Genomic DNA, 24875 nt, shown 5'->3' with positions numbered 1-24875 from the left:
TTTTCCCAACATCGTCGTTTATCCGCATTAGTCTTATGCTTTGGGCCTAAGTACTTTGTGAACCTTTTATTTATAAAGTAGACTAATTGACAAGAGGTATACGACTGTTAGTCAAAATGGTTTATGTGGTATAGTTTAGTTACCTTGTTCAACTAAGCAATTAGTTTACTTTTAGTTACTAGGTGCTTTTTTAAAGGACATTAATGAAAACTGAAATAAAAACAGACGCTAAGGGTAGAAAAACCGTACTAAATACCTGCACAGAACCGTGTGCGATTGAGCGCGGTATGCGCTTGATAGGCGGTAAATGGACAGGCTCTATTATTTATCATTTAAAAGATGAGCCAGTTAGGTTTAACGACTTATGTAGAATGCTAGGTGGCGCCAGCCGCAAGATGGTAGATCAACGTCTGAAAGAGCTTGAAAACAACGGTATGGTTATACGCAATGTTATCGACTCTCGCCCTATTGCTGTTGCCTACAGCCTAACGGACTTTGGTCGCTCTGCGTTAGATATACTCGAACAGTTAAGAGTTTGGTCGGAAAATCACACAAACGATTAATGCCGTAAATGAACGTGTAGAACAATGGAGACGGTGAACATCATTGTTCACCGTTTCCTCAAAAAACTCGAAATAACAGCTTTTTAAAGTGCAATAACTAGATTGACACGAGTGGCAACCGCATTACCTTCTCAACAAGGTTACTCGCTTTCTTCTGGAAATCAGTAAAGTGTGCCGTGGCTTCATGAGCATCAAGCGCATCTTGAGATTCCCATTTTTCTGTAATAACAAATACACCCTCTTCGCTTGAATGTAGGTCATACATCACAGCCCCTTTTTCTTCGCGGCTAGCGCTAACCAAAGGTTTTAAAACATTTAGCAGAGCTTCTTGTTGATTAGGCTGAGAAAAGATAATAACTGAGAACTCGATCATAAAATTGTCCTTAGTAAAAAACACTAAACATATGCACGGTTTAAATTTTTTGTAGCGCTTAAAGATGATTCGCCACTTTTTTAAGGCAAGAGACTTGTTACCTCATCTAGAACTACTTAAATGCATGCTCGCGCAAGCGGGTGTTAGTGATATCTAAGCCATTTTCTTAGTTATTCGCGATAGCCAAGAAAAAAAACTAATCTATACTTATATATACTAAAGTATAAAGCAGCTGAGTGCTTAATGTGAGCACTACACTTATTTAAGGCGAAGGAATGCAATTACCTAGCGGGGCGATGCCCTATGTTTGAAAAAACCTTTTACTCTTGTCCAATAGGGCTTGCTCATGTGAGTGTGGATGGAAGCTTCATTCGGGTAAACAAACCATTGTGTGATTTTTTAGGTTATTCAAATAGAGAACTCACCAAACTTACGTTTCAAGAACTAACTTCACCAGACTATTTAGACCGAGATCTGGGTTACTTGGAAAGCCTCTTAAAAGGCGAAATTGATAACTACACGCTCGAAAAGCGCTACGTTAGGCGCGACGGAGAACAGGTATGGGCCCAACTAACTGTTTCTTTGGTCAGAGACGAACGGGGTAACCCAGAGTACTTTATTTCTGTGGTCGAAGATATTGATGAGAAGAAGCGTATTCAATCTGAGCTTTTTCAAGTCGACGCTTTGTTCAGTAAAATTGTTAGCGCGTTTTCCAACAGAACCTTCATTTGGGTAGCGACGCCCGATTTAACTAAGCTGGAATATGTCAATGATGGGTATGAGAAGATTTTCGGTCGCAATGAATATGAGCTGTACTGCAACCCCATTGGGTTTATTGACCATGTTCACGAAGATGACAAAGCTCGGGTGTTTAAACTGTTCAGTCAGCGCCCTTTGCAAAACTGGGATATTCAATATCGTATTTATGACGCAAAAGGCGAAGTGAAGTATCTCCACGACCGTGGTAGCTTAATTTATGACGATCGTGAGATGCAGTCGCTTATCTTAGGTACAGCAGACGATATAACGAGAGAGAAAACACAGCAGCAAGCTTTAATGAGCGCTGTGACTAAATTAGAGCATCTTTCTAAAACCGATTCGCTCACAGGACTTGCCAATAGAAGAGAGATTTTTAGTCAGTTAAGTGATGAGATTTCTCGCATGGGGCGCGGCCAAAAAGCGTCGACCCTTGTTTATATTGACCTAAATAAATTTAAAGAGATTAACGATAGATATGGCCATAAGATAGGTGACAAAGCGCTAATTGAGTTCTCTAATAAAATGAACTCTCTTTTGCGCGATAGCGATAGGTTTGGCCGTATCGGTGGTGATGAGTTCGTTATTATGCTTTACGGCACGGATGAAAATGAGACTGCTGCCTTTTTCGACAGAATTAGAAACAATAAATTTGAAGTTAATATCGATGGTAACGAGGTTGTTTCCATTAGCTTTAGCGTTGGGTGGGTGCAGTGGAACGAAGGTATCGATACAGTTCAAGAATGGCTAGATCGAGCTGACGGGGTAATGTACGAAAAAAAGCAACGAGGGCAAGTTGTAACAGCGATAGATAACGAGTGGAATAAAGCGATGTAGCCAAGCAGCTACATCGCTAATCGTATTTTACTGCTGTCGCTGGGCAAACCAGCGAGCGATAACTTGCCTTTCTTCTTCCGTCATATTTGTCTTGTTCAAAAACGGCATGTCTTTGGTCACAGTGGTTCTGCGAACCACTTGTGGCGCAAACCTTTCAACGTCTTCCCACGAATCTAACACCACGCCTAACGGCGCAACTTTAAAAATATCGTCAGTTGGCGTACGCGAATGGCAGCTTACACAGTGGGTTGTTATTAAACCTGCCACACGTTCATCACTAATGGGTGAAGCTGATTCGGTGGCGTCTTCGTTTGACGAAGCAAGGTCTTCTGAATGAACAGAGCTTACCGCTTCACTTTGAGTCAACGGCTGTGTAGATGTCGCTTGCGGCCACGACACCCACAGTGCAATTGCTAACATGGCAATGGCGCCAGAAACTAAAATACTTGGTTTAGTGGTACCCACGTGACGCAGATTAAAGAAATGACGTATCCAGGCAGCAGCGGCCATTATAGCAATAAGCACAAGCCAATTTTGTGGGTGCTGATAGGTCATTGGGTAATGATTCGAAATCATAATAAACAGCAAGGGAAGCGTGAAGTAGTTATTGTGTACTGAGCGAAGTTTGGCACTTGCGCCCCACGCTGGGTCGATATCTTTCTTATCGGCCACTGCCGCGACCATTTTGCGTTGGTTAGGCATAATATTGAAAAACACGTTACCTGCCATGATAGTGCCTATGAGGGCCCCAACGTGGATATAGGCGCCACGACCGCTAAACCATTGGGTCGACAAATAGCTAACAATACAGACAAGAGCCACTAATCCTATACCGAAGGCGAGAGGATATTTGGCTAGGGGGCTACGACACGCAAACTCGTATATGGCAAGCCCACCAAAGATTAGTCCAAGTCCTAATGATATTGCCATAGCTGGCGACATGGCATTGACCGAAGGATCAATAAGGTAAGCGCTGGCACCGAAATAATAAACGATGATCAATAGGGCAAAGCCGGATAACCAAGTCGTATAGGCTTCCCATTTAAACCAGTGCAATGTTTCGGGCATTTTTTCTGGTCCGTAGGCATATTTGGCGACCTCATAGAAGCCACCACCATGAATAGCCCACAAATCGCCCTTAATACCTTTGTCTTGTTTCCACTTAGGTGGTGTTCGCAAGTTGTTGTCTAGCCATATGAAGTAGAACGACGCACCAATCCAAGCTACACCGGCCACAACGTGAAACCAACGTACAAATAAACTTATCCAATCTAGCCACGGCATTATTATTCTCCTTATTTAGGGCCAAGTGGCCCTATAGTAGCGTGTTACTAATTATCTTCTTTTGCGTAGCGGCAGTTACCGCTTATCCATGTTTGCTCGATAGCGCGGTCATCACCTAAAATACTAAGCGCGAAAAATACATCATCGAAGTCGGCGTCTTCTTTTATACGCAATCGTGTTAACTCATCGAACCTTGGCTCAACGATAATAAAGTCAGCGGTAGAACCTGGGTTTAAGTTACCAATTTCATGGTCAAGCGCATGAGCCACAGCCGCGCCCTGGGTCATAAGGTAAAAACCTTCCAGCGGGCTGATAGGCTCGTTGCGTAACTGACTGACCTTGTAGGCGTCGCCATAGGTCTTGAACATGTTGAACGTGGTACCTGCGCCCACATCAGTGGCCATCGCAACATGTACTTTGTTAGCACGCGCTGCGGCCATATCAAAAAGCCCACTGCCTAAAAACAAGTTGGACGTAGGACAAAACGCAACCGTAGCACCGCTATCGCCTAGGCGGGCCCATTCGGTAGGCGTAAGGTGAATACCGTGGCCAAACACTGCACGCTCCCGCACCAGGTTGTAGCTGTCGTACACATCTAGATAACCATCGGCGGTTGGAAATAAACTTTTAACCCATGCAATCTCGTCTAAATTTTCAGATAGGTGGGTTTGAATGAATACGTCGGGATACTGCTGGGCAAGTTCGCCTAGTGCGGCAAGCTGGGCTTCTGTGCTGGTAGGGGCAAAACGAGGCGTCAGTGCATAGCGGTTACGCCCCCTGTTGTGCCAAGTTTCAATTAACTCTGCACTATCAGCTTGTGCTGTGTCAGGGCAATCGTTCAGCGCACTGGGGCAGTTTCTGTCCATACACACTTTACCTGCCACTATCGCCATATCAATTTCACTGGCGGCGCTAAATAGTGCTTGGCTACTGCTTTTGTGAACAGTTGTGAATACAAACCCGGTGGTAGTACCGTTTTTTAGCAACTGGTTTAAAAATACTTTAGCGATAGTGTTGGCGTGTTCACTATCGGCAAATTGCATTTCTGCAGGAAACGTATAGTTTTCAAGCCAGCTTAATAGCTGCTCGCCGTAATGGGCTATGCTCTGCGTTTGCGGATAATGCAGGTGGCTGTCTATCAAGCCGGGTAAAATCCACTTGCCAGAAAAATCTGTCACAGTGGCGGCAGGGTAGCGCTGCGCAATGTCGTTAAACGGGCCAATGTCTTTTATTTCTTTATCATCTACCAACAAACCACCGTCTTTAAAAATGGCGATGTCATTATCAAATTGCGTGGTTTGTTTAGGAAAGTGCGCAATGCTTGCACGAAAAAGCTGCATGTTTGTTAGCTGCCCCTGTAGCTGCTGAAACCAAATGGAGAAATAAGAAGTGGTACATGATAGTGACCACCATTTTCATCAAGTTCAAACGTAATATCAATGTGTGGATAAAAACTGCTGCCATGAGTTTCTATTAGGTACGGCTTGCAGTGAAAGCGCAAGGTATAAACCCCTGCAGCAAAGCCATTTTCAACACCCCAATCGTTAAAGCGGCCGTCATTATCTGTTTCACCAGAAAGGGTACTGCCGTCCGGTAATGTTAGGGTAAGTGCAATACCTTGTGCGGGCTTGCCCAGTGTGGTGTCAAGTACGTGGCTTGAAAGCGTATTCATACTGTATTCCTTTAATTTTTTTCAATTCGTATTACTGTTGCACGTGGCATAAGCGTCTGAGCTCACTATTAAGCCTTCGCGTTAATCCAGTGCTTTATTAATACGCAAAAGGGTTATCTTTATTTGCTGTGCAGCAGCATTAGATATTTCTTGCTGCGTAGTATTCGGCAGCCTTGCTTGCAATGCTTCTAACATGGTTTGCGCAGAAAGCCCGGTAGCGCAGATAATAAAAATAAATCCATGCTTGTCTAAATAGGCGTGATTAGCTTCTTTCAGTTGATACAAAACGGCCTCAGACGCACTAGCCGTGCCTGATTGTTCGCCGGCAGCAATACCTTTAGTGTTGGCAAACTTTTTACGCAATGAGTCTACGTCACCAATCATAGGGTGTGCCGTGAAGGCTTCTAGGTAGTCATCATCGCTACATTTCGTCCAGGCATCTTTCGCTTGATTAACCAGGGCGTTTTGATCGCTGTAGGGGCGGGCTTCTACCATTTGGTAGATCCATGCTTTTGCCGCGCAGCATTGCTCAAACCAAGAAAATGCTTCGTCAGCGCTTAGTGTATTTAATTCAGTAAGTGTCACTGCTGGTATCCTTTTCTATTTACAGCTCTTTCACAGCACTTTAGCAGGGTGCTTTGTGTGTTCACCCGTACATGCGTCAGTAATTGTCTCTGCGCTTTTCACTGTAGCCGCTGCTGTGTCGGTTGCATGAAGACTTTCAATGATTTGCGCTGATATAGATACGGCAACTTCAATCGGGCGCTTTCCAGGAATATCCCGATTACCAATAGGCGTGCACAGTCTTGCCAATGCTTTTTGGTCAAACCCGCGCTGGGTAAGCTTAGTAATAAAACGCTTTGCTTTGGTATCAGAACCTATTAACCCAACAAAAGGCAGGGAAGGCTGTTTTAAAGCTTGCTCAGTAATACGGTAGTCCAGTTGGTGGTCGTGGGTGAGTATAATCAACCAGCTATTTTCATCTAAATGTCTCACCTCGCTTTCCGGCGCTTCCTCCACCACTTTCTGTACATTGGCAGGTAGCGTCGATGGGAATAAGTCTTCTCGATTGTCTATCCACGAAATTCGCACAGGCAATTGCGCCAAAATAGGAACCAGCGCTTTTGCAACATGGCCTGCGCCAAAAATGGCGATGTGCTGCTGATGAACATTACACACGTCAAACAGTACTTTTACTGCACCACCACAACATTGCCCTAGCGAACTGCTTAATGGATAGCTGTGAAGTTCAGTGCATGTTTTGCCTTTAGCAAGAAATTCACGGGCGCGAGTAATTGCATCAAACTCAAGGTGTCCGCCACCAATGGTATCAATACTATGTGAAGCGGTGACCACCATTTTACTGCCTGGCTCTCTAGGAGTAGAGCCCGCTGTACCCACAACGGTAACTAATACATAGCCCTCATTTCGCTCCTGACACTCGGCTATTGCCTCGTGCCAATGCGTAGCGCGAAATGATGGGGTTGCGCGAAATGATGGGGTTGCGCGAAATGATGGGGCTGCGCGAAATGATTGCCCTGCTACGCGAGTCATACAGCAGCACCCCGGATATCGGCTTGCTGATCTGCTTGTTGAATAGCAGCGAGAGCATTTAACACGCGCTCAGGTGTTGCTGGCGTATCTAGCTGCGGGTCAACCGTGTAGCCAGATAGACTAGAAATCGCGTCTTTTAATGCGCACCACACTGAAATAGCAAGCATAAACGGCGGCTCACCCACGGCTTTTGAGTGGTAAATGCTATCTTCCGCATTTTCTCTACCAAAAAGCTTCACATTAAACTCTTTTGGTGTATCGCCAATGGCAGGAATTTTATAAGTCGCCATATTTTCACTTATCAGCTTGCCCGCCTCATTCCATTTTAGGTCTTCTGTGGTAAGCCAGCCCATACCTTGGATAAAGGCGCCTTCAATTTGGCCAATATCAATGGCAGGGTTAAGGCTATTGCCCACATCGTGAATAACGTTAACTTTATCTACTGTGTATTCGCCGGTCAGTGTATCGACCGAAACTTCGCTCATTGACACGCCGTAAGCAAAATAGAAAAACGGGCGGCCATCGCCTGTTTCACGGTTGTACTGCAATTTAGGTGTTTTGTAGAAACCGCTTGAAGACAATGACACGCGGTCAAAGTAGGCCAGCTGGACCAGCTCGGTAAAGGCAATGCTGTGCTCGTTTAGTACAACATGTTGATTGATGAACTGCACGTCACCAGCGCGGCCCTCTAGTCCTAAGCTTTTGGCATAGCATTCAGCCAAGCGGGTTTTTAATGTAATACACGCGTTTTGTACGGCTTTTCCGTTCAAGTCAGTACCGCTTGATGCGGCTGTTGGCGAGGTGTTCGGCACTTTATCCGTACGCGTAGCGGTGACTTCAATCATATCCAAATCTAGACCAAACTCATTGGCTGTAATCTGGCCTATTTTAGTGTGCAGGCCTTGGCCCATCTCCGTGCCACCGTGGTTTACCTGAATACTGCCATCGGTATAAATGTGCACTAAAGCGCCAGCTTGATTTAAGTGCTTTGCGGTAAATGAAATACCAAATTTAACCGGCGTTAGCGCTAGACCCTTCTTAACAACGGGGCTTTCGCGGTTAAACGCTGCAATGTCGTCCCGGCGCTGCCAATACTGCGCACTTTCTTCTAACTCGGCAATCATATCGGGTAAAAGGTTGTGCTCTACCTTCATGCCATATGGAGTAAAGCTACCCGTGGTTGGGCCGTATAAGTTACGCTTCCGTACCGATAGCGGGTCGCTGCCGATAGCACGTGCAATTTTGTCAATCATGGCTTCAGCCATGATCATTCCTTGCGGGCCGCCAAACCCACGATAAGCGGTATGCGATACCATATTGGTTTGCAGTCTGTGACCCACAATATCACTATCGCCTAAGAAATAGCCGTTGTCAGCATGAAACATGGCCCTATCTACTATTGCATCAGACAAGTCGGGCGAGTGCCCACAAATACCATTAATGGTCATGCGGGTGGCTTCAATTTTACCTGTTTCGTCAAATGCCACGTTAAACTCGTTTTCAAACGGGTGACGTTTACCCGTAACATGCATATCGGTGAAGCGCGGCAAGCGAAGCTTCACCGCGCACTGATTGCGCGAAGCAAGCAAGGCAGCAATACAGGCCCATTGTGCTGCTTGGGTTTCTTTTCCGCCAAAGCCGCCACCCATACGTCTCATGTCTACCATTACGCGGTGTAATTTAACATCTAGCACCTCTGCAACCAGCTTTTGCACTTCACTTGGATGCTGACTCGATGTGTAGATTTTCATACGATCTTCTTCATCAGGGATCGCAAGGCTCACTTGTCCTTCTAAGTACATGTGTTCCTGTCCGCCAATGCTTAGCGAACCGTGTGCTTGGTACTTAGCTTTTTCAAGAGTGCTGTCAACGCGCGCAGCATGTTGGCCAAATCTATGTAAAGGGCGAACGAAAGTTTGCTGCTGGTGGGCGGCTTCAGCATCAAGTACAGGTGTAACTGCGTCAACTTCTATCTTGCCTTTTAGCGCAGCTTGTCGGGCAAGGGGCACTGTAGTGGCAAGCACTGCAAACACGGGTTGACCGAAGAACTTGATTTCGCCGTTCGCAAGTAGTGGGTCGCCTTCAAATACAGGGCCAATGTCTTTATGGCCAGTTACGTCATCAATGGTGATGACATCAATAACGCCTTCGCTTTGGCGTACAGCGTCAAGGTCTACCGAGTTGATAGTACCTTTGGCGCACTGACTTACACCGACTGCCGCATAGAGCGTACCCTGTGGTTCAACTACGTCATCGACATAGTTGGCGCTGCCCTGTACCTGACGTGTTGCACTTTCATGCTTTTTAGATACGTGAACAACACTTTTTTTGTCGTTTGTTTTTAAAGGATTTGGGGCATCAATTAACTTACGCATGTTGCACCACCCGAGTTTCAATTTTGTTTTCAGTTTGGTTTTCTAGCCAGAAGCGGTGCCACAAGTTAGCTAACACGGTTTTACGGTATTGTGCTGTCGCGCGCACGTCATCAATGGGAGCAAATGCATCGAACAAGACCTGCTTACCTAAGGTTAAGCATTCTTTGCTCGAAAACAGCTTTCCTTTTAAGACATTTTCCAACGCTTTGCAGGTTGAAGGCACAGCAGCCACACCACCAAATCCACTGGTAATCGCTTCGACCTTGCCATTTTCAAGCGTAACATTGAATACTGCACATACTGCCGAAATGTCGTCTTCAAAACGTTTTGATATCTTATAAGCGGCCAAGGCTTGATTAGGCTGTTTAAGCGGTATTTCTATTGCACTTATCCATTCATCTTTAGCAAGCACCGTTTCCCGATAACCCGTGAAAAAAGTGCTAATTGGAACCGTGCGAACACGCTCGCCATTGTCCAAATGCAATATAGCGTTTAGCGCAAGTAGTAGGGGAGGCATATCACCAATAGGTGATGCGTTGGCGACATTTCCACCAAGGGTTGCCTGATTGCGAATTGGCAAAGACGCAAAGCGCGTTAACAGTTCAGCTACTTGTGGAAATGCGTTTAGTAAAAGTGGTGCCGCATCATTAAGCGGCACAGCTGCACCAATAATAAGAGAATGCTCGTTTTTGGTGCATTGTTTTAGTGCATCGATATGCGTGACGCTGATTAGCGCTTCTACGTTTTTTAACTGTTGGGTGAACTGCAAGCTTAAATCAGTACTTCCTGCTACTAACTGTGCGTTAGGGTTCGCCTTAATAAGTGTTTTTAATTCTTCCCGCGAGGTTGGCGTATATATGTTGCCTGTGCCAGAAGGTTTTTCATCTGACAAGGAAAGTAATGTGGCAAGAGTTTTCTCTTGGCGCGCTGAGAACTGATCGTTTGGTGCTTGTTCGCACACCGCAAGCGTGGCATCGATAATAGGGCGGTAGCCAGTACAGCGACACAGGTTGCCAGATAAAGCATGTAACACATCATCGCGATTAGGTTGTGTATTGCTGTGGTATAAAGCGAACATCGACATGATAAACCCTGGCGTACAAAAACCGCACTGTGAACCATGATGGTCGACTAGCGCCTGCTGCACGGGGTGTAAGTGTTTACCATCGCTTAAATGTTCAACGAACAATAGCTGCTTACCGTGAACTGCGCTCATCAAAGTGATACAGCTATTCACCGTTCGGTAGTTAAGTTTTGTTGCGCTATCAGATGATGCCGGTTCCACAAGCACAACCGTGCAAGCGCCACAATCGCCTGCTGCACAGCCTTCCTTAGTACCTGTTTTCTTGCGATGTTCCCGTATGAACTGTAGAAGGGTGAGATCGGCTCGCGCTTCATTTAACTCGACAACATCGTTATTTATTAGAAAGCGAATCATACTCACACCTTCTTGTTATATTCATTCTTGTATTCATTAATATAGCTGTATTTTTCTAAGAAAAGTAGACCATTTGGTCAATTTATTGCTTATAAAAAATGGCCGAGTTATAAAAGGCCATGATTTTGTGCAAATTTAGCCGGAAAAATAGGTGAGTGCTTTCCCGAAGCTTTTTACTAAGCAATGCATCTGTTGATAAGAATAAGGCAAGATTCGTGCTAGGTTTTAAGCTAAGCGCAGAATAAATGTTTTTGGGATGGCCCATTTTATTAGTGGGGGCCGCAGATAGTGGGTAACTCTGAACTTTAAGAGCATAGCAACACATTGGTAATAAATGCTAACCTATCGAAAAGGCATGCAGCATTTATCCTGCCTGTACGCTTGCAAAGTAGATTGCAAAGGAATTTAGATAATAATGATGAAGGTAAAAAGTGCTGACTCAGGTGTTGGTGCTGTTAACAGAAGAAAAATACTCCAAGCCGCTGAAAAATGTTTCGCGCAGTTTGGATTTAAAGGCACGGCAGTACAGAAGATTGCCGATGAAGCTAGTCTTCCAAAGACCAACGTTTTGTATTATTTCAAAACGAAACAGGAGCTTTACGTCGCGGTATTAGAAGAGACGCTTTCATTATGGAACTCGCGTTTTGACAAAGCGACAGTAGAAGATGATCCCGCCGAAGTACTTGCTAATTACATAGCGGAAAAAATGGAAGTGTCACGCACGCACCCGATGGCTTCAAAGATTTTTGCCATGGAAATTATTAACGGTGCGCAGAACTTAAGTGGGTACTTTGACGAAGAGCATGCTCTATGGATGAAAGGACGTCTTGAGGTCATCGAAGCGTGGGTACAAGCTGGTAAGTTACCACCGGTTGAAGGCGAATACCTGCTCTATACCATTTGGGCCAGTACCCAACACTATGCTGATTTTTCAGCGCAAATTACCCGTCTACGGGGTAAGAAAATGACAAAAGCCGATTTTGAAGATGCCACAAAACAAGTGGTTAAACTTGTGTTAGGCGGCTGCGGACTTGCGGTACCCGAAAGCTTTGAGGTGTAGTATGACAGAATCTGTTTATCCTCGTGATCTTATTGGATACGGTGAACATGTCCCCCATGCGAACTGGCCGAATAACGCAAAAATAGCCGTTCAGTTCGTCTTGAACTACGAAGAGGGTGGCGAAAACTGTGTGCTTCATGGTGATGAAGCATCCGAAATATTCTTATCTGAGATTATCGGTGCGCAGGCTTACAAAGATCGACACCTGAGTATGGAGTCAATTTACGAATATGGCAGTCGTGCTGGCTTTTGGCGCTTACACAGGCTGCTAAACAAGTACGACATTCCTGTGACAGTATTTGGCGTTACCATGGCTATGCAGCGACATCCTGACGCCGTGAAAGCCATGATGGACTCAGGTTGGGAAATAGCCAGCCACGCCATGCGCTGGGTGCACTATCAGGATATGAGTGAAGATGACGAGCGCAAACAAATCGATGAGGCGATTATTCTTCATGAGCAGTTAACGGGTAAGAAACCCGTAGGATGGTACACAGGAAGAACAAGCCCTAATACGCTAAAACTAATAGCAGAGCGTGACGATATTTTATATTGCGCCGATTCTTATGCTGACGACTTACCCTATTACGACTGTCACTACAGTAAGCCGCTACTTATGGTGCCTTACACGTTAGACACAAACGATATGCGCTTTGCCACACCTCAAGGTTTTAACAGTGGTGAACAGTTCTTTACCTATTTAAAAGACGCGTTTGACGTACTGTACGAGGAAGGGGAAGAGGCGCCTAAAATGCTTTCAATTGGTCTACACAATCGCATTATAGGTCGACCTGCAAGGCTTGCTGCGCTTAAGCGTTTTATCGAGTACGTGAAATCACATGACAAAGTGTGGTTAGCCACACGAGAACAGATTGCGCGTCACTGGTTAGACACTCATCCTAAAGACGGTAGTGACAAGGCGCGTTCTTAGCGTTTACAGTACGCCCATTGTAATAGACATAAAGTAAGGTGGAAGATAAGGGGGCCAATAGGTTGCTTTCACTTCCACTTAGATAAAGGATAACACCATGAAATCAAAATTAGCCATCATTGCTTTAGGTGCACTAGCACTGACCGCATGTTCAAAACTAACTAAAGAAAACTATGACAAGTTAGAGATGGGCATGTCTCAGGACGAAGTTGAAGCTATTTTAGGTTCTGCCGACAACTGTGGTAAAACAATGGGCACCATGGCGTGTACATGGGGCGCTGAAGACAGTAAACATGTGAAAATCGTATTTATGGGTGATAAAGCAGTTACCTTCACATACGACGGTTTAAAGTAAACCAATAGCTGCAAATTAGTAGATGTAGCATAATTCGTTTTGAATTCGGATGAGGCTGTAAAAATTGTCGCAGCAGAGCTTAATAGCAGCTCATTTGCCTATGTAATAACGCTCACTTAGAGTATCGATGAATATTTCCTTAGGTGCGATACCAAATTTGGCAGTTTTTGCCGTTGTAGACAATCTAAGTACTCATCCGGAGTCATCGCGGGACTGCGCATCGCGCCACGCTGTTTTTGCGCTGCTCTAAGTGCAGTTGCTGGATCTAACTCAAACATATCTGATAAGAACGTATCTGGATGAATGGCAGACAAACCCAAATTTTCTAGGTATTGTTTAGGAAAATCTTTTAGGTTGAAGGTAATGATGCCTTCAGCTTGACCTTGTATAGCGGCTGCTACCACGTGCCTATCATCTAGATCAGGCAAGTCAATTCCATCAATTATTGATTCGTATCCTTCGACAAGAAAATCGGGCGCGTGCCGGTCCATCGCCGCACGGACTTTAGATAACTTTTCAATCGTTAAATCAGGTCTATTTTTTAATAAATTTCAGATCCATTCATCATGAATTTGATTTGTCCACCTTGCTCTATATAAACCAGTTTGAGCTAGATAAAGTAAATAACTGCGTAAAGGCGCTGGATACAATACACATGCATCCAGAACGACTGTATATGTCGCCATTTTCTATTCGTATCCCAATCCTAATTCCTGATCGAGTGCAGTCAGTTCATCCAAGGCAGCGAGTCGTTTTGCATCAATTTCCTGTTTGTAATTCATTACATCTACAAACGCTACTTTACGACGGTTACCCGTTCGACTATGAGGGATATCTCCCGAGTCTAATAATTTAATTAACGTAGGTCGCGACATATTTAAGATATCAGCCGCTTCCTGAGTAGTTAATTCTGCATGTATCGGTGTAATGTTGACACTATTACCTTGGCCGAGTTGCGTTAGCACCTCAATCATCAATTTAACCGCGCTAGCAGGCATTTTTACTTGGTGCGTTTCACCATCTTTGCCTACTACATTGAAGTCCTGTATTTCACTGTTAATTTCTAATACAGCAGAAAGTTCTTGGCTACTTAGCTTGGCCAATGCAATCTCTTCGGCAGTAGGCAAGGACTGTACATTTAACATAGTCATTGTCTCAGTTTTTCAGTTTTTCAAATATGAAGTCTTGGTATGTCTTTCGGTTCAAGTATCGAATCTATTAATTTGTTTAGTTGGTTAACTCAGTAAAGTGAGCTGATTAACCTCATTATTTGAAATATTCGAAAGAATGTCAAGTATTCGAAATATTCGAAAATCCGCACAATGGAATAAAGCTCTCTAAGATGAGAGCCTAGCAGAGTTAATCGTGCGATGATGGGTGTGTTTGCTCTTAAACACTCCTTAGCTTACGCATGCACGTAAATTTGGGTTGTTGATATGTCAGCATGACTAAGGAAGTCTTGCGCATGATGAATGTCAACGTCAGTCCCGCTATTTACCATATGGGTGGCTGCTGCGTGACGGAATTGATTGCAGGAACCGCCTTTTCTGACACTTGCCAACTTAATGTATTTGCTACACAACTCCGATAACTGAGTCGGGCGATACGGTTTTCCAATATTCGCTAGATAAAAGAAAGGTGGCGTTTGAGCCACCTTTCTTGCATCTAAACCAAAATTTTGTACGCAATATCTTTTACACGCAGCGATAGATTATTTTAAATCCAGCAAGTACCTAAGTAAGAAAACAATAGCCAGGGCATAAGTAAGTGGGGTTACTTCTTTAAACTTACCCGTTCCTACTTTAATACCTACATAGGTAATGAAACCAAGGGCAATACCCTCACTGATACTAAAAGTGAGCGGCATAGCGATAAGTGCAACAGACGCGGTGGCCAAAGCCCCTAAGTCATCGAAATCTACATGTCGAATCGAATCCATCATTAAAATGCCTACCATTAGCAGTGCTGGGGTAGTGGCCATTAGCGGAATCACCTTCATTAACGGTGTTAGGAAAAGCGACAGCAGAAAGCATACAGACACTACCACTGCGGTGAGACCGGTTCTTCCTCCAGACGATACGCCAGTTGCTGATTCAACATAACTTGTTACCGGCGATGTGCCTACCATTGCGCCAGCAATACTTGCCGATGCGTCGGCAGTCATAGCTGAGCCTATTTTAGGTAGCTTGCCTTCAGGCGTTAGTAAATTAGCCTTACGAGATACGCCTATTAACGTGCCTATAGTGTCGAACATGTTCACGAACATAAGAGCGAAAATAAGGTCCCAAGTCTCTGCTAGGTGATCGATTGGGTACCAGAAATCCATTGCCATAAACGTGTTCGACATGGACTCTGGCATGCCTACAACAGCAGAGGGTGTGGAAGTTAGCATTCCGTTTTCCGTAGGGACAAATGCACCGATTAACGTTAGCGTAACGATTGAAATTAATATAGCGCCGGTAACGCGTTTAACCATGAGGACGATGGTAAAAATAATACCAATAAGCGCAAGCATAACAGCAGGCTCAGAAAGATCACCAAGCTGAACAAAGGTTGCAGGGTTATCAACAATAAGTCCTGCATTCTTAAGGCCGATAAAGGCAATAAACAAGCCTATACCACACTGAACACCTATTTTGAGAGAGGGCGGAATAGATTCAGCTATTTTTGTTCGAACGCCAGTGAGAGAGAGTATTAAGAAAAGAATACCGTTCCAGAACACAATGCCTAGAGCCGCTTCCCACGGAATTTCACGACCAAGACAAATAGTGAAAGCGAAAAAAGCGTTTAAACCCATACCTGGCGCTAGTGCAATAGGGTAGTTGGTCATTAGCGCCATTATTAATGTGCCGATGCAGGCCGCGACTGCTGTCACTGTAATCAGGCCTTCTACCGGCATACCACTCAGGCCCAAAATACCTGGGTTTACCACGAGGATATAAGACATAGCCGCGAACGTAGTAAGACCTGCAATTATCTCAGTTCTTACCGTCGTGCCGTGCTCCTGCAGCTTAAAAAGCCTTTCAATTACATTGTTGGACATCAAGAGTTCTCTGTTTGTGTTTCATTTAGTATTTTGTGCGTTTGAAAGCAATAAACTGACCAATTAGTCAACTTGTTGGTGTGTTTTGTGCTAACTTACATTTCAGTACAATGATTTAATAACAATCATTGTGTGACTCAAGGTCACTAGCCAGGCAGCACAAAGCCAGCCAAACGGTTAGTACACAACATAGATGATGTTAAAAAAACCGCAAACAAAAACCTAAATGAGCAATAGAACTCGTTTACAGATAGCATTAAAGATAAACTATTACGCACCAATTAAATGCTGTTGCATTGTTATGGTGCAAATAAGTGAGGGGCCATGTCGCTGTCATCAATAATTAAAAACATACCAAAGGCCGAACTGCATCTGCATATAGAAGGTAGCTTAACGCCTGAACTCATGTGGCGCCTAGCTGAAAAGCATAGTGTATCACTTCCTTATGCAAGCGTGGAAGAGATTGAAGCTGCTTATAATTTCAAGGATTTGCAAAGCTTCCTCGATCTTTATTACGCAGGGGCAGGGGTATTAAGGGATGAAGAAGATTTCTTTACGTTGATGTGGGAATACTTATCGCGGTGCGCTGAAGAGAATATCGTCCATGCTGAAATTATGTTTGACCCTCAAACCCATACCGAGCGGGGTATAGGTTTTGATGTGTTTATGCCTGGCTTTTTACGAGCTATCCAAAAAGCAGAAAGTGAATTTGGCATAAGTAGCTATCTAATCATGTCGTTTTTGAGGCATTTGCCCGAAAGTGAAGCTTTCGAAACACTAGAAGCGGCAAAACCTTACTATCAGCACATTACCGCAGTGGGTCTTGATAGTTCAGAGTTAGGGCACCCGCCGTCTAAGTTTGAACGCGTTTTTAAAAAGGCGAAGTCCCTTGGCTTTAAAATTGTTGCCCATGCAGGGGAAGAAGGGCCGGCGTCTTATATCTGGGAGGCGATTGAACTGCTTGACGTTGACCGCATTGACCACGGTGTACGCTGTCAGGAAGACCACGCGCTTATGGCGCTTTTGAAGGAAAAGCAAATACCGCTTACCGTGTGCCCACTGAGCAATTTAAAGCTATGCGTAATTGACGATATGAAAGAGCATAATATCGTGCAATTATTAGACGCTGGTTTGCTAGTGACGGTTAATTCCGATGACCCCACCTATTTCGGTGGTTTTTTGAATGAAAATTTTCAAGCGCTTCATACGTCGCTAAACATAGATGAGGGTACGATTCGCGTGCTGGCCGCAAACAGTTTCAAGGCAAGTTTCTTACCGCAAGAAAAGAAAGATGCACTGGTTAAGCAAGTAACAGAAGCTATCTAAGTGACCCGTAAAGCTATAGCGCGAGCTTTTCAAAGTAATTTTTGTTGAGCTCGCTTCGCCTTACGATTGCATCGTAACCAGAGTTTGCTCGATTAAGCTGTCTAGTTCTTCTACATCTTGAGCTATCTCAGTTAAATCGCCCTGTTTGGCTTTATTTTCAATAGACGAGGCTTTTTCTCGAATCGCATCGGCCCCTACATCCCCTGATACGCCTTTCATTGCATGACTGGTGAACTTTACTGCATCTACGTCTAACTCAGTTGCGGCCTTTTGTAAGGCTTGTTGTTTCTGAGTTATTTGAGCTAAAAACATTTCAACGATGCGGTTTAACAACCCTTCGTTGCCCCCAAGCCTATTCAAAGCAGCGTCTCTATTCCATAATTGTTCTTTTGGAAGCGCCTTGTGCGTGTTTAACGTATCCATTCTTATCACCAAGCAGTAAATACAGGGTTTAATAGTAGATTAATTGTGCGTTACCAAAAGCATTGCAGTCAATGAGTTACCCTCCAAAATGTGCTTTATCTAACCAAAATAGACTAAAGATTAATGTTTTTTTGAGTATGCCGGACGATACTAAATAAGAATTTTTAATGTAGTGTGGTATTTCTCATGGAAAATGAGGCACAAAAAGTAGTCATCATTGACGATGAACCAACAACACTCTTGCTACTGGAAAATGCGGTAGAATCCCTAGCAGAAGTCGTGACGGTCTCACAAAGTGCAACAGCATTTTTTGTAATACAGTCGCAGCAGCCTGATTTGATTGTCTTAGATATCAGCATGCCTGAGCTATCGGGCTTTGAGGTATGCAAGCAACTTAAAGCATGTCCGAGTACAGCTTCAATTCCAGTTATCTTCGTTACCTCTCATAGCGACGCTGAAAATGAACACTGTGCGTTGTCGCTTGGAGCGATAGATTTTATCTCAAAGCCTATTGATATAGAAATGTGTCGGATGAGGGTGAGGAACCACCTCACGCTTCAATCTCAAAAAGCCTTATTGAAGAAGGTTAACCAAGAACTTGAGGCTGAAAAAAAACAACTTGCCATTACATTGAAATCCATAGCTGACGGCGTAGTCTCGATTAACGCTTCAGGAGATATTACATTCATAAACCCCGTAGCCCAACGGCTAACCGGTTACAGTATGCAAGATGCCTTAGGCAAGCCTATTGATGAAATAATGAACCTGCGCGATGCCTCAAGCCATGAGCCGCTGTTAAATCCAGCTCTTTACGCGCTTGAAGTAAAACGCCCCGTGGCGATGTCGTACAATGCAACTCTTGTCAGTAGGCACAAGCAGATTTTCAGGGTTGAAGACACCGCTTCCCCAATTGTCGACGATGAGGGCAATATTAACGGTGCTGTTATGGTTTTTCAGGATGTTTCTGAAGCTGTAGAAATGGCGGTGAAGATGACGCACTTAACCAACCATGATCAGCTTACAGGTTTGCCCAACCGTGTGTTGCTTCATGACCGCATCGTCCAAGCTATAGCTAGAAGCTTAACTAGTAAGCAAAGTAACGCGTTACTGTTAATAGATATTGATAATTTTAAATACCTCAACGATAGCCTAGGGCATCAGATTGGCGATTTCGTCATATCAACGGTAGCAAAGCGTCTCGCAAACACCCTAGAGCAAAGCGCGACTCTTGCACGCGTAGGCGGTGACGAGTTTGCCTGTCTTTTATCGGATATAGGCTCTGAGTTCAGTGCAGATAGTATTGCTATGGCTTGCCTCCAAGCAGGGAGAGAACCTATAGAAATAGATGGAAAGTCCCATCGGTTAAGTCTAAGCATAGGAATAAGCTTGTACCCACAGGATGCGGTGAATGCAGAAGAGATGATGCGTCATGCTGATTCCGCAATGTATCGGTCGAAATCTAAAGGAAAGGACACTTTCAGCTTTTTTTCAAAAGACTTGCAGCACGCCATGCATCACAGAGTCGAAATGGAAATTAAGCTTAGACAAGCAATTGAAAACAACAGTTTAGCTATCTATCTTCAGCCAAAGTACGACTTTAATAGCGATGAAGTTTTCAGCGCCGAAAGTTTAGTTAGAATGTTTGATGAAAACGGTAATGTTATTGGTCCCGACGAATTCATCCCCCTCGCCGAAGAAACCGGCCTAATACATCAGCTTGGTAAGCAGGTGCTTCAGAAAAGCTGTGAATTCATTGCGCGCTGCAATGAACACGGCCAGCGCTTCAAAGTGGCGGTTAATGTTGCTGCCAAACAACTAGCAAACCCAGGGTTTGCAGATGAGGTAGCAGACATCATTAAAACAACGGGTATTGAAGCCAGTTCAATAGAGCTTGAAGTGACGGAGTCGGCGTTAATGCACGACTTTGAGCAAACACGTGACCTTCTGGTTAAACTAACGTCGCTAGGCGTTACTTTAGCCCTCGATGACTTCGGTACTGGATATTCAAGTTTATCTTATCTGCGTCAGTTTCCGCTTAACGTGCTAAAAATAGATCGGTCGTTTGTTATCGATATGGATAAGGAACAGCAAGCTCACGATATCGTTACCGCTATCGTACATCTAGCGTTAAGTTTGGAGCTAACTATTGTAGCAGAAGGCATTGAAACCCAATCACATTTCAATGGATTAAAAGCACTAGGTTGCCATCAAGGCCAAGGCTATTACATGTGTCGCCCCATAGCTATGAACGAATTTTTTACACGATTTATATGCGATGAAGAAGTCGCTTGATTGAAGGCGGCTATCTCAACTTAATAAACCCTTCATTCGTTAGGTGTTTTTCCTAATACCTATAGCTTGTCTAATATTAACCTTTTCAATATACATCTTTTTTTTAAATGTTAGACTGTGAAGCAATGCTATAACTATTAAAAAAGCTCTATATTACAATGCTAGAGCGCTTGTATTGCTAGCGGCTCGCATTGGAAAAAACAATGGACAGAAAAGAAATTAAACCCTACTCACAGTGCAATGTGCTTATTGTCGACGACGAGCCAATGAGCCGAATGCTATTGCAGTCGATACTTGAATCTGAATTTCATTGCGCAACCGTAGAATCTGGAAACGATGCCATTTCCTCTTGTGCCGAAAGCCTACCCGATTTGGTTTTGCTCGATATGAATATGCCTGATATCAGTGGTCTAGAAGTGTGTGCAACATTAAAAGCTTCTCCCGAAACCAAAGATATACCCGTAATATTTGTCACTTCGACTATGGATATCGAGAGTGAAAACGCATGTTGGGAAGTAGGTGCATCTGATTTTGTGATGAAGCCAGTAAATGCGTCAACGCTAACTCATCGAGTTAAAACTCACCTTCAAAATAAGCTGCGCACCGAGTTTCTTGAAATGATGACGTTTCACGACCAGCTTACTGGACTTTACAATAGAATGTACCTAACTAAGGAGATTCCTTTATTGATAAAGCAGGTGGCCAGAGATAAAGGCTCTGTGGGTGCAATCATGCTCGATATCGATTATTTCAAACTCTTTAATGATACTTATGGTCACCTTGAAGGTGACTTGTGCCTTCAAAAAGTGGCAACGATAGTATCTGATACGGTCAAAAGGCCTAAAGATGCAGTGATACGTTTCGGCGGCGAAGAGTTTTTAGTTATTCTCCCTTACAACGATCGTCATGGCACTAAGCTTGTGGCAAACCAGCTAGTAGATGCGGTAGCACAAGCGAGAATTCCCCACGGTAAAGGCATTGAAAACCGCGTTTCTATCAGCGCAGGTTTTGCGGTTTGGAAAGCATCGGAGGTGGTTGAAGACAACCTTGCTGCCCTAATTGAAGATGCAGATGTGTCGTTATTTGAAGCTAAAGAATTAGGCCGAAATCAAGCCAAAGGTTAAACACAGGTCAAGGCCGTAAACTATCCTATTGTTTAATGTCGAAAGTGTTGTTACCACGCTATCATCAAAGTAACGACGTACTATTCTCGAAATTTGTGATGATAGCGGATAGTACCCCTCTGGTACACGTTTGAAGCTTAGGTAAAGAGCAATGATTTATTTCGACGAGCAATCGAGTTTGAATGTGAAGCTGGAAGAGCAGCTAAAAGCATCGCTCACTCAGTTATTACAGCGTGGTTGTGACTCACTTGGTATATTTCAAGCGCTGCTTGTGCACCTAGAAGAGGACACCGTCAACATTCTTGTCAAAGCTTCATCCGCTTATCCCCCCAGCTTTAAATCTATTCCCTCATTCGCAAACTGCACGCCAGTGGACAATTGTTTTCCCGCAAGCAGTGCTAAGTGTTCCTTAGCATTTAAGCAGTGGTTTACGACCTATTTCAGCGCGGAAAAATACATTAGAGGGCAAGTCCATAAGCTTGATGGCGGATACGTATGTTTAGTGTTCATCAATGCATGCCCCGACCAGCCAAATAACTTGGATAAAGTGGCGTTACTCGATGATTGGTTGTCCGTCACTTTGGATAAGTTTCACATTGAAAAAGCTGAATCAACTCAAAACACGCTGTACGAAAAACTGCAAAATGTTGCGAATGTAGGTACGTGGGAAGTCGATCTTATTACCAATGAATTAACTTGGTCATCCCAAACTCGTCTAATTCACGAAGTGGACGACAGCTATACGCCCTCATTAGACACGGCAATCAACTTCTACAAAGAAGGGTTTGATAGAGATGAAATAAGCCGTATTGTTTCTCACACCACAGAGACTGGTGAGCCATGGAGTGCAACGCTTGAACTTGTTACCGCAAAAGGTAATTCGGTGTGGATAGAAACCCACGGTATGGCAGAAATGAAGCATGGAAAGTGCATTCGTTTGTTTGGAACCTGTCAAAATGTGAATAAATCGGTTCAGCTTAGGTTAGAGTTGGATGCACGACGCAAAGAGGCGGAAGCCGCATCCAAAGAGCGCGGGATGTTGCTTTCAAGAATTAGCCACGAGCTGAAAACCCCCTTAAATGGCATCACCGGCATGCTTCAGGCGATAAAGTTTGAAACGAAAGACAATGTGAGGATAAGAAAGGCTGACATTGCATTGCACAGTGCAGATCGTTTGTTATCGCTTATCAATGACGTGCTTGATTATACATCAATTATCAATGGGGAGTTTAGCCTGAAGCACAGCGATTTTTGCGTTCGTTCTTTGTGCGAAGACATTGTAGATGTATTCAAAACTAAATGTGCTGAGAAAGGGGTGCGACTTTACGCTGTACTCTCTTTTGACGAAAAAACTTATGTGCACGGTGATGCTGCAAGAATAAGTCAGGTAATAACCAACTTATTGTCGAATGCCGTAAAATTTACCGCGAAAGGCTACATTTCAGTTCAGGTAACGCTTAAACATCAAAGCGACGTTCCTATTCTACTTGCTTCAGTCGAAGACACCGGTGTTGGCATGAGTGACGACATACTGTCACGGATTTTTAGACCGTTTCAGAATGATACCGCTAGCGCATCAGAAGAGCTAAACGGCAATGGTCTTGGCCTTTCTATCGTAAACCAACTCGTTGATAAGATGGGCGGCGAGCTTGAAGTACGCTCAAACGTGGGTAAGGGGACATGTTTCGACGTGGCTATACCCATAGAGATGGCGTCATTAGATGAAACAGCCAATGGCGAGGTGGAGCTGTCCTCTGAGCTTTTAAGTGTACCTTTAAATATATTAGTAGTTGACGATAACGACATAAACCGCTTGGTTTTAGGCTCTATGCTAGAGAAGTTTAATTACCTACCGGATGAAGCAGAAAACGGAGAAGTAGCGGTACAAATGGCGAGAGCCAAGAAGTACGATATTATCTTTATGGACTGTGCTATGCCGGTATTAGATGGCGTAAGTGCAACGAAAATAATACTACAAGAAAACCTAATGTCTAAGCACGGCCGGATTATTGCGGTGACCGCCAACACGACAGCCGAAGATAAAACTAGCTGCAGTGAAGCGGGTATGCAGGATTTTCTAGCTAAGCCCGTAGTGCAAAATGATGTAACTTTACAGCTTAAGTTAGCGCTAGATGCAAAATCAGTAGCGGCTTAGGGCGCTGTAATGGCTCGAAAGCACAGCGCCCTGTTTATTCTGGGATAGCTATATTCTGGAATACGAACGCCAGCACAAATGTGAGCTTTATGGACAAATAAGCAGACTTGGCGCTAAGGCTAAATAAAGGTTAAGCGATTAGTTAGCGCCAGGGATGTTCTCTTTCACTGATTCCCAGTTTCCAGTGATATAATTTACAACACGAGAGCCCACGTTGTATGCGGCTTCAATAGCGGCATTCATTGCAGCATAACCTTCCCCCGAGCTTTCAAGTTTCAAATTGTCTGATGCACTTAACGATGGTGGCTGCATAGTAAAATTGCTCGCGGTTCTTAAAATCATTACGCGGTTTTTATCTACCAAGCCAGCGTTATCTAAATAGGTCAAACTTTGAAGCGTAGCCGAGTCTTCCATGCCCGATGTCACGAAGTTGCCTTTGTCTTTGGTCCAATATGCTACCCACTCATTTGCCCATGTGTTTAGTTTCTCACCATGCCAGAAAGTAGAGGCAGATAAATGGGCACCCATAGACACATTAGGAAGCATCCTTGCATTGGGTGAGTGGGTGTATTTTGCCCTTAGCGCATCCATTGCATCGTTATTTAAAAGTTTGGTGTCTTTGGTCAGTGAATAGGCCCATTTCGCCAAAGGAAGGTTAAGTGCGTAAACCTCGCCGTTCGGGCTATTATTCACATCCACTAATTCGGCGTTGTCATAAGGTGCGTGGGTGAAAAGGGGAAAGTAACCCGTGCTCCACGTTGAAGGGATTTCTCTTGCATCAATTTGATGTGCTAGATCACCATCTACCACGTAATCGGTCCAAATAGCGCTGCCAATAGTATTATCGGCAGGATCGACGCCTGCAATACCGGCTACTAGCCAGTAGGCTTTTGACAAGTCGAAGCGAGGGTCAAGCCCTAGTGCCATTATTGCTGCCGACGCACGCGCAATGCCCATACCTGTCACAATGCCAATAACGCCGGTTTCTGGGTTTGCGTAAATATCGTGAAAGCCATGTGGCTGGGGGTATTTCATTGTGAGTTTTTGGCGAGCTTTCCATAATTGGAATTCACCTGGGGCGTCACCTTCATCATCACCAATTTCAAACATACTCACTACTACCACTTTAACTTCCATTGGTTGAGGTATGTCACTAGCGTGAGCATCGGTAAATAAAGTACTCAATACAACACCGACTAACGTAGCCATTATCAATGGTTTATTAAAAGCAAAGTAGTGGCTGAGTTTAGCAAGGCGTGCTCGTGCTCGTTGTTTATAATCTTGGATGAGATGGGGCAAAGACATAAAATACTC

23 protein-coding genes are annotated in these 24875 nt (G+C 44.2%); 9 read left to right on the top strand and 14 right to left on the bottom strand.

Annotated elements, in window-relative coordinates; genetic code table 11:
* The first annotated feature begins 203 nt into the window (after positions 1–203).
* The gene (locus D1814_RS00470) at positions 204–563 is read left to right on the top strand and encodes a winged helix-turn-helix transcriptional regulator (RefSeq protein ID WP_118489618.1); all 360 of its coding nucleotides are present in this window, start codon (positions 204–206) and stop codon (positions 561–563) included.
* A gap of 97 nt (positions 564–660) precedes the next feature.
* On the opposite strand, the gene D1814_RS00465 is transcribed toward D1814_RS00470, so the two are convergent.
* Positions 661–936 carry a putative quinol monooxygenase gene (locus D1814_RS00465; protein ID WP_118489617.1) on the bottom strand — a complete coding sequence of 92 codons (276 nt, stop codon included), beginning with the start codon at positions 934–936 and terminating at the stop codon, positions 661–663.
* 303 nt (positions 937–1239) lie between these two features.
* Between D1814_RS00465 and D1814_RS00460 the strand changes: the two genes are divergently transcribed.
* Positions 1240–2529: a diguanylate cyclase gene (locus D1814_RS00460; protein WP_118489616.1), complete on the top strand. Its 1290-nt coding sequence runs from the start codon at positions 1240–1242 to the stop codon at positions 2527–2529.
* Between the two features lie 27 nt (positions 2530–2556).
* On the opposite strand, the gene D1814_RS00455 is transcribed toward D1814_RS00460, so the two are convergent.
* The 7 genes from D1814_RS00455 to xdhA form a co-directional block, all read right to left on the bottom strand.
* Positions 2557–3813, bottom strand: coding sequence for a urate hydroxylase PuuD (locus D1814_RS00455; protein WP_118489615.1), 1257 nt, complete (start codon positions 3811–3813; stop codon positions 2557–2559).
* Positions 3814–3860: 47 nt separating this feature from the next.
* A complete protein-coding gene (gene guaD / locus D1814_RS00450; RefSeq protein ID WP_118489614.1) occupies positions 3861–5153 on the bottom strand; it encodes a guanine deaminase in 1293 nt (430 codons plus the stop codon).
* A 5-nt stretch (positions 5154–5158) separates the two neighbouring features.
* Positions 5159–5485 (bottom strand): hydroxyisourate hydrolase, encoded by a 327-nt coding sequence (gene uraH / locus D1814_RS00445; protein ID WP_118489613.1) that lies wholly within the window; start codon positions 5483–5485, stop codon positions 5159–5161.
* Positions 5486–5566: 81 nt separating this feature from the next.
* On the bottom strand, positions 5567–6070 hold the full coding sequence (gene uraD, locus D1814_RS00440) for a 2-oxo-4-hydroxy-4-carboxy-5-ureidoimidazoline decarboxylase (protein WP_118489612.1): 504 nt from the start codon (positions 6068–6070) through the stop codon (positions 5567–5569).
* Positions 6071–6100: 30 nt separating this feature from the next.
* Positions 6101–7039 carry a xanthine dehydrogenase accessory protein XdhC gene (gene xdhC, locus D1814_RS00435; RefSeq protein ID WP_232368943.1) on the bottom strand — a complete coding sequence of 313 codons (939 nt, stop codon included), beginning with the start codon at positions 7037–7039 and terminating at the stop codon, positions 6101–6103.
* Positions 7036–9414 (bottom strand): xanthine dehydrogenase molybdopterin binding subunit, encoded by a 2379-nt coding sequence (gene xdhB, locus D1814_RS00430; protein WP_118489611.1) that lies wholly within the window; start codon positions 9412–9414, stop codon positions 7036–7038. The genes xdhC and xdhB overlap by 4 nt, the downstream gene beginning before the upstream one ends.
* Positions 9407–10852, bottom strand: a complete 1446-nt coding sequence (gene xdhA / locus D1814_RS00425; RefSeq protein ID WP_118489610.1) for a xanthine dehydrogenase small subunit — start codon at positions 10850–10852, stop codon at positions 9407–9409. Before xdhA ends, xdhB begins: the two co-directional genes overlap by 8 nt.
* A 415-nt stretch (positions 10853–11267) precedes the next feature.
* Here xdhA and D1814_RS00420 point away from each other — a divergent pair, with 415 nt between their 5' ends.
* From D1814_RS00420 to D1814_RS00410, 3 genes are all read left to right on the top strand, one after another.
* Positions 11268–11912: a TetR/AcrR family transcriptional regulator gene (locus tag D1814_RS00420; RefSeq protein ID WP_118489609.1), complete on the top strand. Its 645-nt coding sequence runs from the start codon at positions 11268–11270 to the stop codon at positions 11910–11912.
* A 1-nt stretch (position 11913) separates the two neighbouring features.
* Positions 11914–12843 carry an allantoinase PuuE gene (puuE, locus tag D1814_RS00415; RefSeq protein WP_118489608.1) on the top strand — a complete coding sequence of 310 codons (930 nt, stop codon included), beginning with the start codon at positions 11914–11916 and terminating at the stop codon, positions 12841–12843.
* A gap of 97 nt (positions 12844–12940) precedes the next feature.
* Positions 12941–13198 (top strand): DUF3862 domain-containing protein, encoded by a 258-nt coding sequence (locus tag D1814_RS00410; protein WP_118489607.1) that lies wholly within the window; start codon positions 12941–12943, stop codon positions 13196–13198.
* Between the two features lie 116 nt (positions 13199–13314).
* Here D1814_RS00410 and D1814_RS00405 read toward each other — a convergent pair whose 3' ends face one another.
* From D1814_RS00405 to D1814_RS00390, 4 genes are all read right to left on the bottom strand, one after another.
* Positions 13315–13689, bottom strand: coding sequence for a PIN domain-containing protein (locus D1814_RS00405; RefSeq protein WP_232368942.1), 375 nt, complete (start codon positions 13687–13689; stop codon positions 13315–13317).
* Positions 13690–13887: 198 nt separating this feature from the next.
* A complete protein-coding gene (locus D1814_RS00400) occupies positions 13888–14349 on the bottom strand; it encodes a helix-turn-helix domain-containing protein (protein ID WP_232368941.1) in 462 nt (153 codons plus the stop codon).
* Between the two features lie 254 nt (positions 14350–14603).
* Positions 14604–14852, bottom strand: coding sequence for a tyrosine-type recombinase/integrase (locus D1814_RS19775; RefSeq protein WP_183037613.1), 249 nt, complete (start codon positions 14850–14852; stop codon positions 14604–14606).
* Positions 14853–14909: 57 nt separating this feature from the next.
* The gene (locus D1814_RS00390) at positions 14910–16241 is read right to left on the bottom strand and encodes an NCS2 family permease (protein ID WP_118489605.1); all 1332 of its coding nucleotides are present in this window, start codon (positions 16239–16241) and stop codon (positions 14910–14912) included.
* A 324-nt stretch (positions 16242–16565) separates the two neighbouring features.
* Between D1814_RS00390 and D1814_RS00385 the strand changes: the two genes are divergently transcribed.
* The gene (locus tag D1814_RS00385; RefSeq protein WP_118489604.1) at positions 16566–17567 is read left to right on the top strand and encodes an adenosine deaminase; all 1002 of its coding nucleotides are present in this window, start codon (positions 16566–16568) and stop codon (positions 17565–17567) included.
* A gap of 60 nt (positions 17568–17627) precedes the next feature.
* Here the strand turns inward: D1814_RS00385 and D1814_RS00380 are convergent, their stop codons facing one another.
* Entirely contained in the window at positions 17628–17990 is a 363-nt protein-coding gene (locus D1814_RS00380; RefSeq protein WP_118489603.1) for an Hpt domain-containing protein, read from the bottom strand.
* 186 nt (positions 17991–18176) lie between these two features.
* Between D1814_RS00380 and D1814_RS00375 the strand changes: the two genes are divergently transcribed.
* The 3 genes from D1814_RS00375 (at position 18177) to D1814_RS00365 (ending at position 23561) form a co-directional block, all read left to right on the top strand.
* On the top strand, positions 18177–20282 hold the full coding sequence (locus D1814_RS00375) for a two-component system response regulator (protein ID WP_118489602.1): 2106 nt from the start codon (positions 18177–18179) through the stop codon (positions 20280–20282).
* A 203-nt stretch (positions 20283–20485) separates the two neighbouring features.
* Positions 20486–21406: a diguanylate cyclase gene (locus tag D1814_RS00370; protein ID WP_118489601.1), complete on the top strand. Its 921-nt coding sequence runs from the start codon at positions 20486–20488 to the stop codon at positions 21404–21406.
* A gap of 151 nt (positions 21407–21557) precedes the next feature.
* On the top strand, positions 21558–23561 hold the full coding sequence (locus D1814_RS00365; protein WP_118489600.1) for a hybrid sensor histidine kinase/response regulator: 2004 nt from the start codon (positions 21558–21560) through the stop codon (positions 23559–23561).
* A 138-nt stretch (positions 23562–23699) separates the two neighbouring features.
* On the opposite strand, the gene D1814_RS00360 is transcribed toward D1814_RS00365, so the two are convergent.
* On the bottom strand, positions 23700–24770 hold the full coding sequence (locus tag D1814_RS00360; RefSeq protein WP_118495265.1) for a purine nucleoside permease: 1071 nt from the start codon (positions 24768–24770) through the stop codon (positions 23700–23702).
* Positions 24771–24875 lie beyond the last annotated feature (105 nt).

The organism is Alteromonas sp. BL110, assembly GCF_003443615.1.
Taxonomy (GTDB): domain Bacteria; phylum Pseudomonadota; class Gammaproteobacteria; order Enterobacterales; family Alteromonadaceae; genus Alteromonas.
This window is presented reverse-complemented; position numbering and strand designations above follow the sequence as displayed.

Coding starts and splice junctions, on each gene's coding strand:
- D1814_RS00385 (WP_118489604.1), top strand. CDS start 16,566: ATGTCGCTGTCATCAATAATTAAAAACATACCAAAGGCCGAACTGCAT.
- guaD (WP_118489614.1), bottom strand. CDS start 5,153: ATGCAGCTTTTTCGTGCAAGCATTGCGCACTTTCCTAAACAAACCACG.
- D1814_RS00405 (WP_232368942.1), bottom strand. CDS start 13,689: ATGGACCGGCACGCGCCCGATTTTCTTGTCGAAGGATACGAATCAATA.
- D1814_RS00370 (WP_118489601.1), top strand. CDS start 20,486: ATGGACAGAAAAGAAATTAAACCCTACTCACAGTGCAATGTGCTTATT.
- uraH (WP_118489613.1), bottom strand. CDS start 5,485: ATGAATACGCTTTCAAGCCACGTACTTGACACCACACTGGGCAAGCCC.
- D1814_RS00400 (WP_232368941.1), bottom strand. CDS start 14,349: ATGACTATGTTAAATGTACAGTCCTTGCCTACTGCCGAAGAGATTGCA.
- D1814_RS00465 (WP_118489617.1), bottom strand. CDS start 936: ATGATCGAGTTCTCAGTTATTATCTTTTCTCAGCCTAATCAACAAGAA.
- D1814_RS00380 (WP_118489603.1), bottom strand. CDS start 17,990: ATGGATACGTTAAACACGCACAAGGCGCTTCCAAAAGAACAATTATGG.
- D1814_RS00410 (WP_118489607.1), top strand. CDS start 12,941: ATGAAATCAAAATTAGCCATCATTGCTTTAGGTGCACTAGCACTGACC.
- D1814_RS00455 (WP_118489615.1), bottom strand. CDS start 3,813: ATGCCGTGGCTAGATTGGATAAGTTTATTTGTACGTTGGTTTCACGTT.
- xdhB (WP_118489611.1), bottom strand. CDS start 9,414: ATGCGTAAGTTAATTGATGCCCCAAATCCTTTAAAAACAAACGACAAA.
- xdhC (WP_232368943.1), bottom strand. CDS start 7,039: ATGACTCGCGTAGCAGGGCAATCATTTCGCGCAGCCCCATCATTTCGC.
- D1814_RS00470 (WP_118489618.1), top strand. CDS start 204: ATGAAAACTGAAATAAAAACAGACGCTAAGGGTAGAAAAACCGTACTA.
- D1814_RS00375 (WP_118489602.1), top strand. CDS start 18,177: ATGGAAAATGAGGCACAAAAAGTAGTCATCATTGACGATGAACCAACA.
- D1814_RS00420 (WP_118489609.1), top strand. CDS start 11,268: ATGATGAAGGTAAAAAGTGCTGACTCAGGTGTTGGTGCTGTTAACAGA.
- D1814_RS00360 (WP_118495265.1), bottom strand. CDS start 24,770: ATGGCTACGTTAGTCGGTGTTGTATTGAGTACTTTATTTACCGATGCT.
- D1814_RS00390 (WP_118489605.1), bottom strand. CDS start 16,241: ATGTCCAACAATGTAATTGAAAGGCTTTTTAAGCTGCAGGAGCACGGC.
- puuE (WP_118489608.1), top strand. CDS start 11,914: ATGACAGAATCTGTTTATCCTCGTGATCTTATTGGATACGGTGAACAT.
- xdhA (WP_118489610.1), bottom strand. CDS start 10,852: ATGATTCGCTTTCTAATAAATAACGATGTTGTCGAGTTAAATGAAGCG.
- D1814_RS00365 (WP_118489600.1), top strand. CDS start 21,558: ATGATTTATTTCGACGAGCAATCGAGTTTGAATGTGAAGCTGGAAGAG.
- D1814_RS00460 (WP_118489616.1), top strand. CDS start 1,240: ATGTTTGAAAAAACCTTTTACTCTTGTCCAATAGGGCTTGCTCATGTG.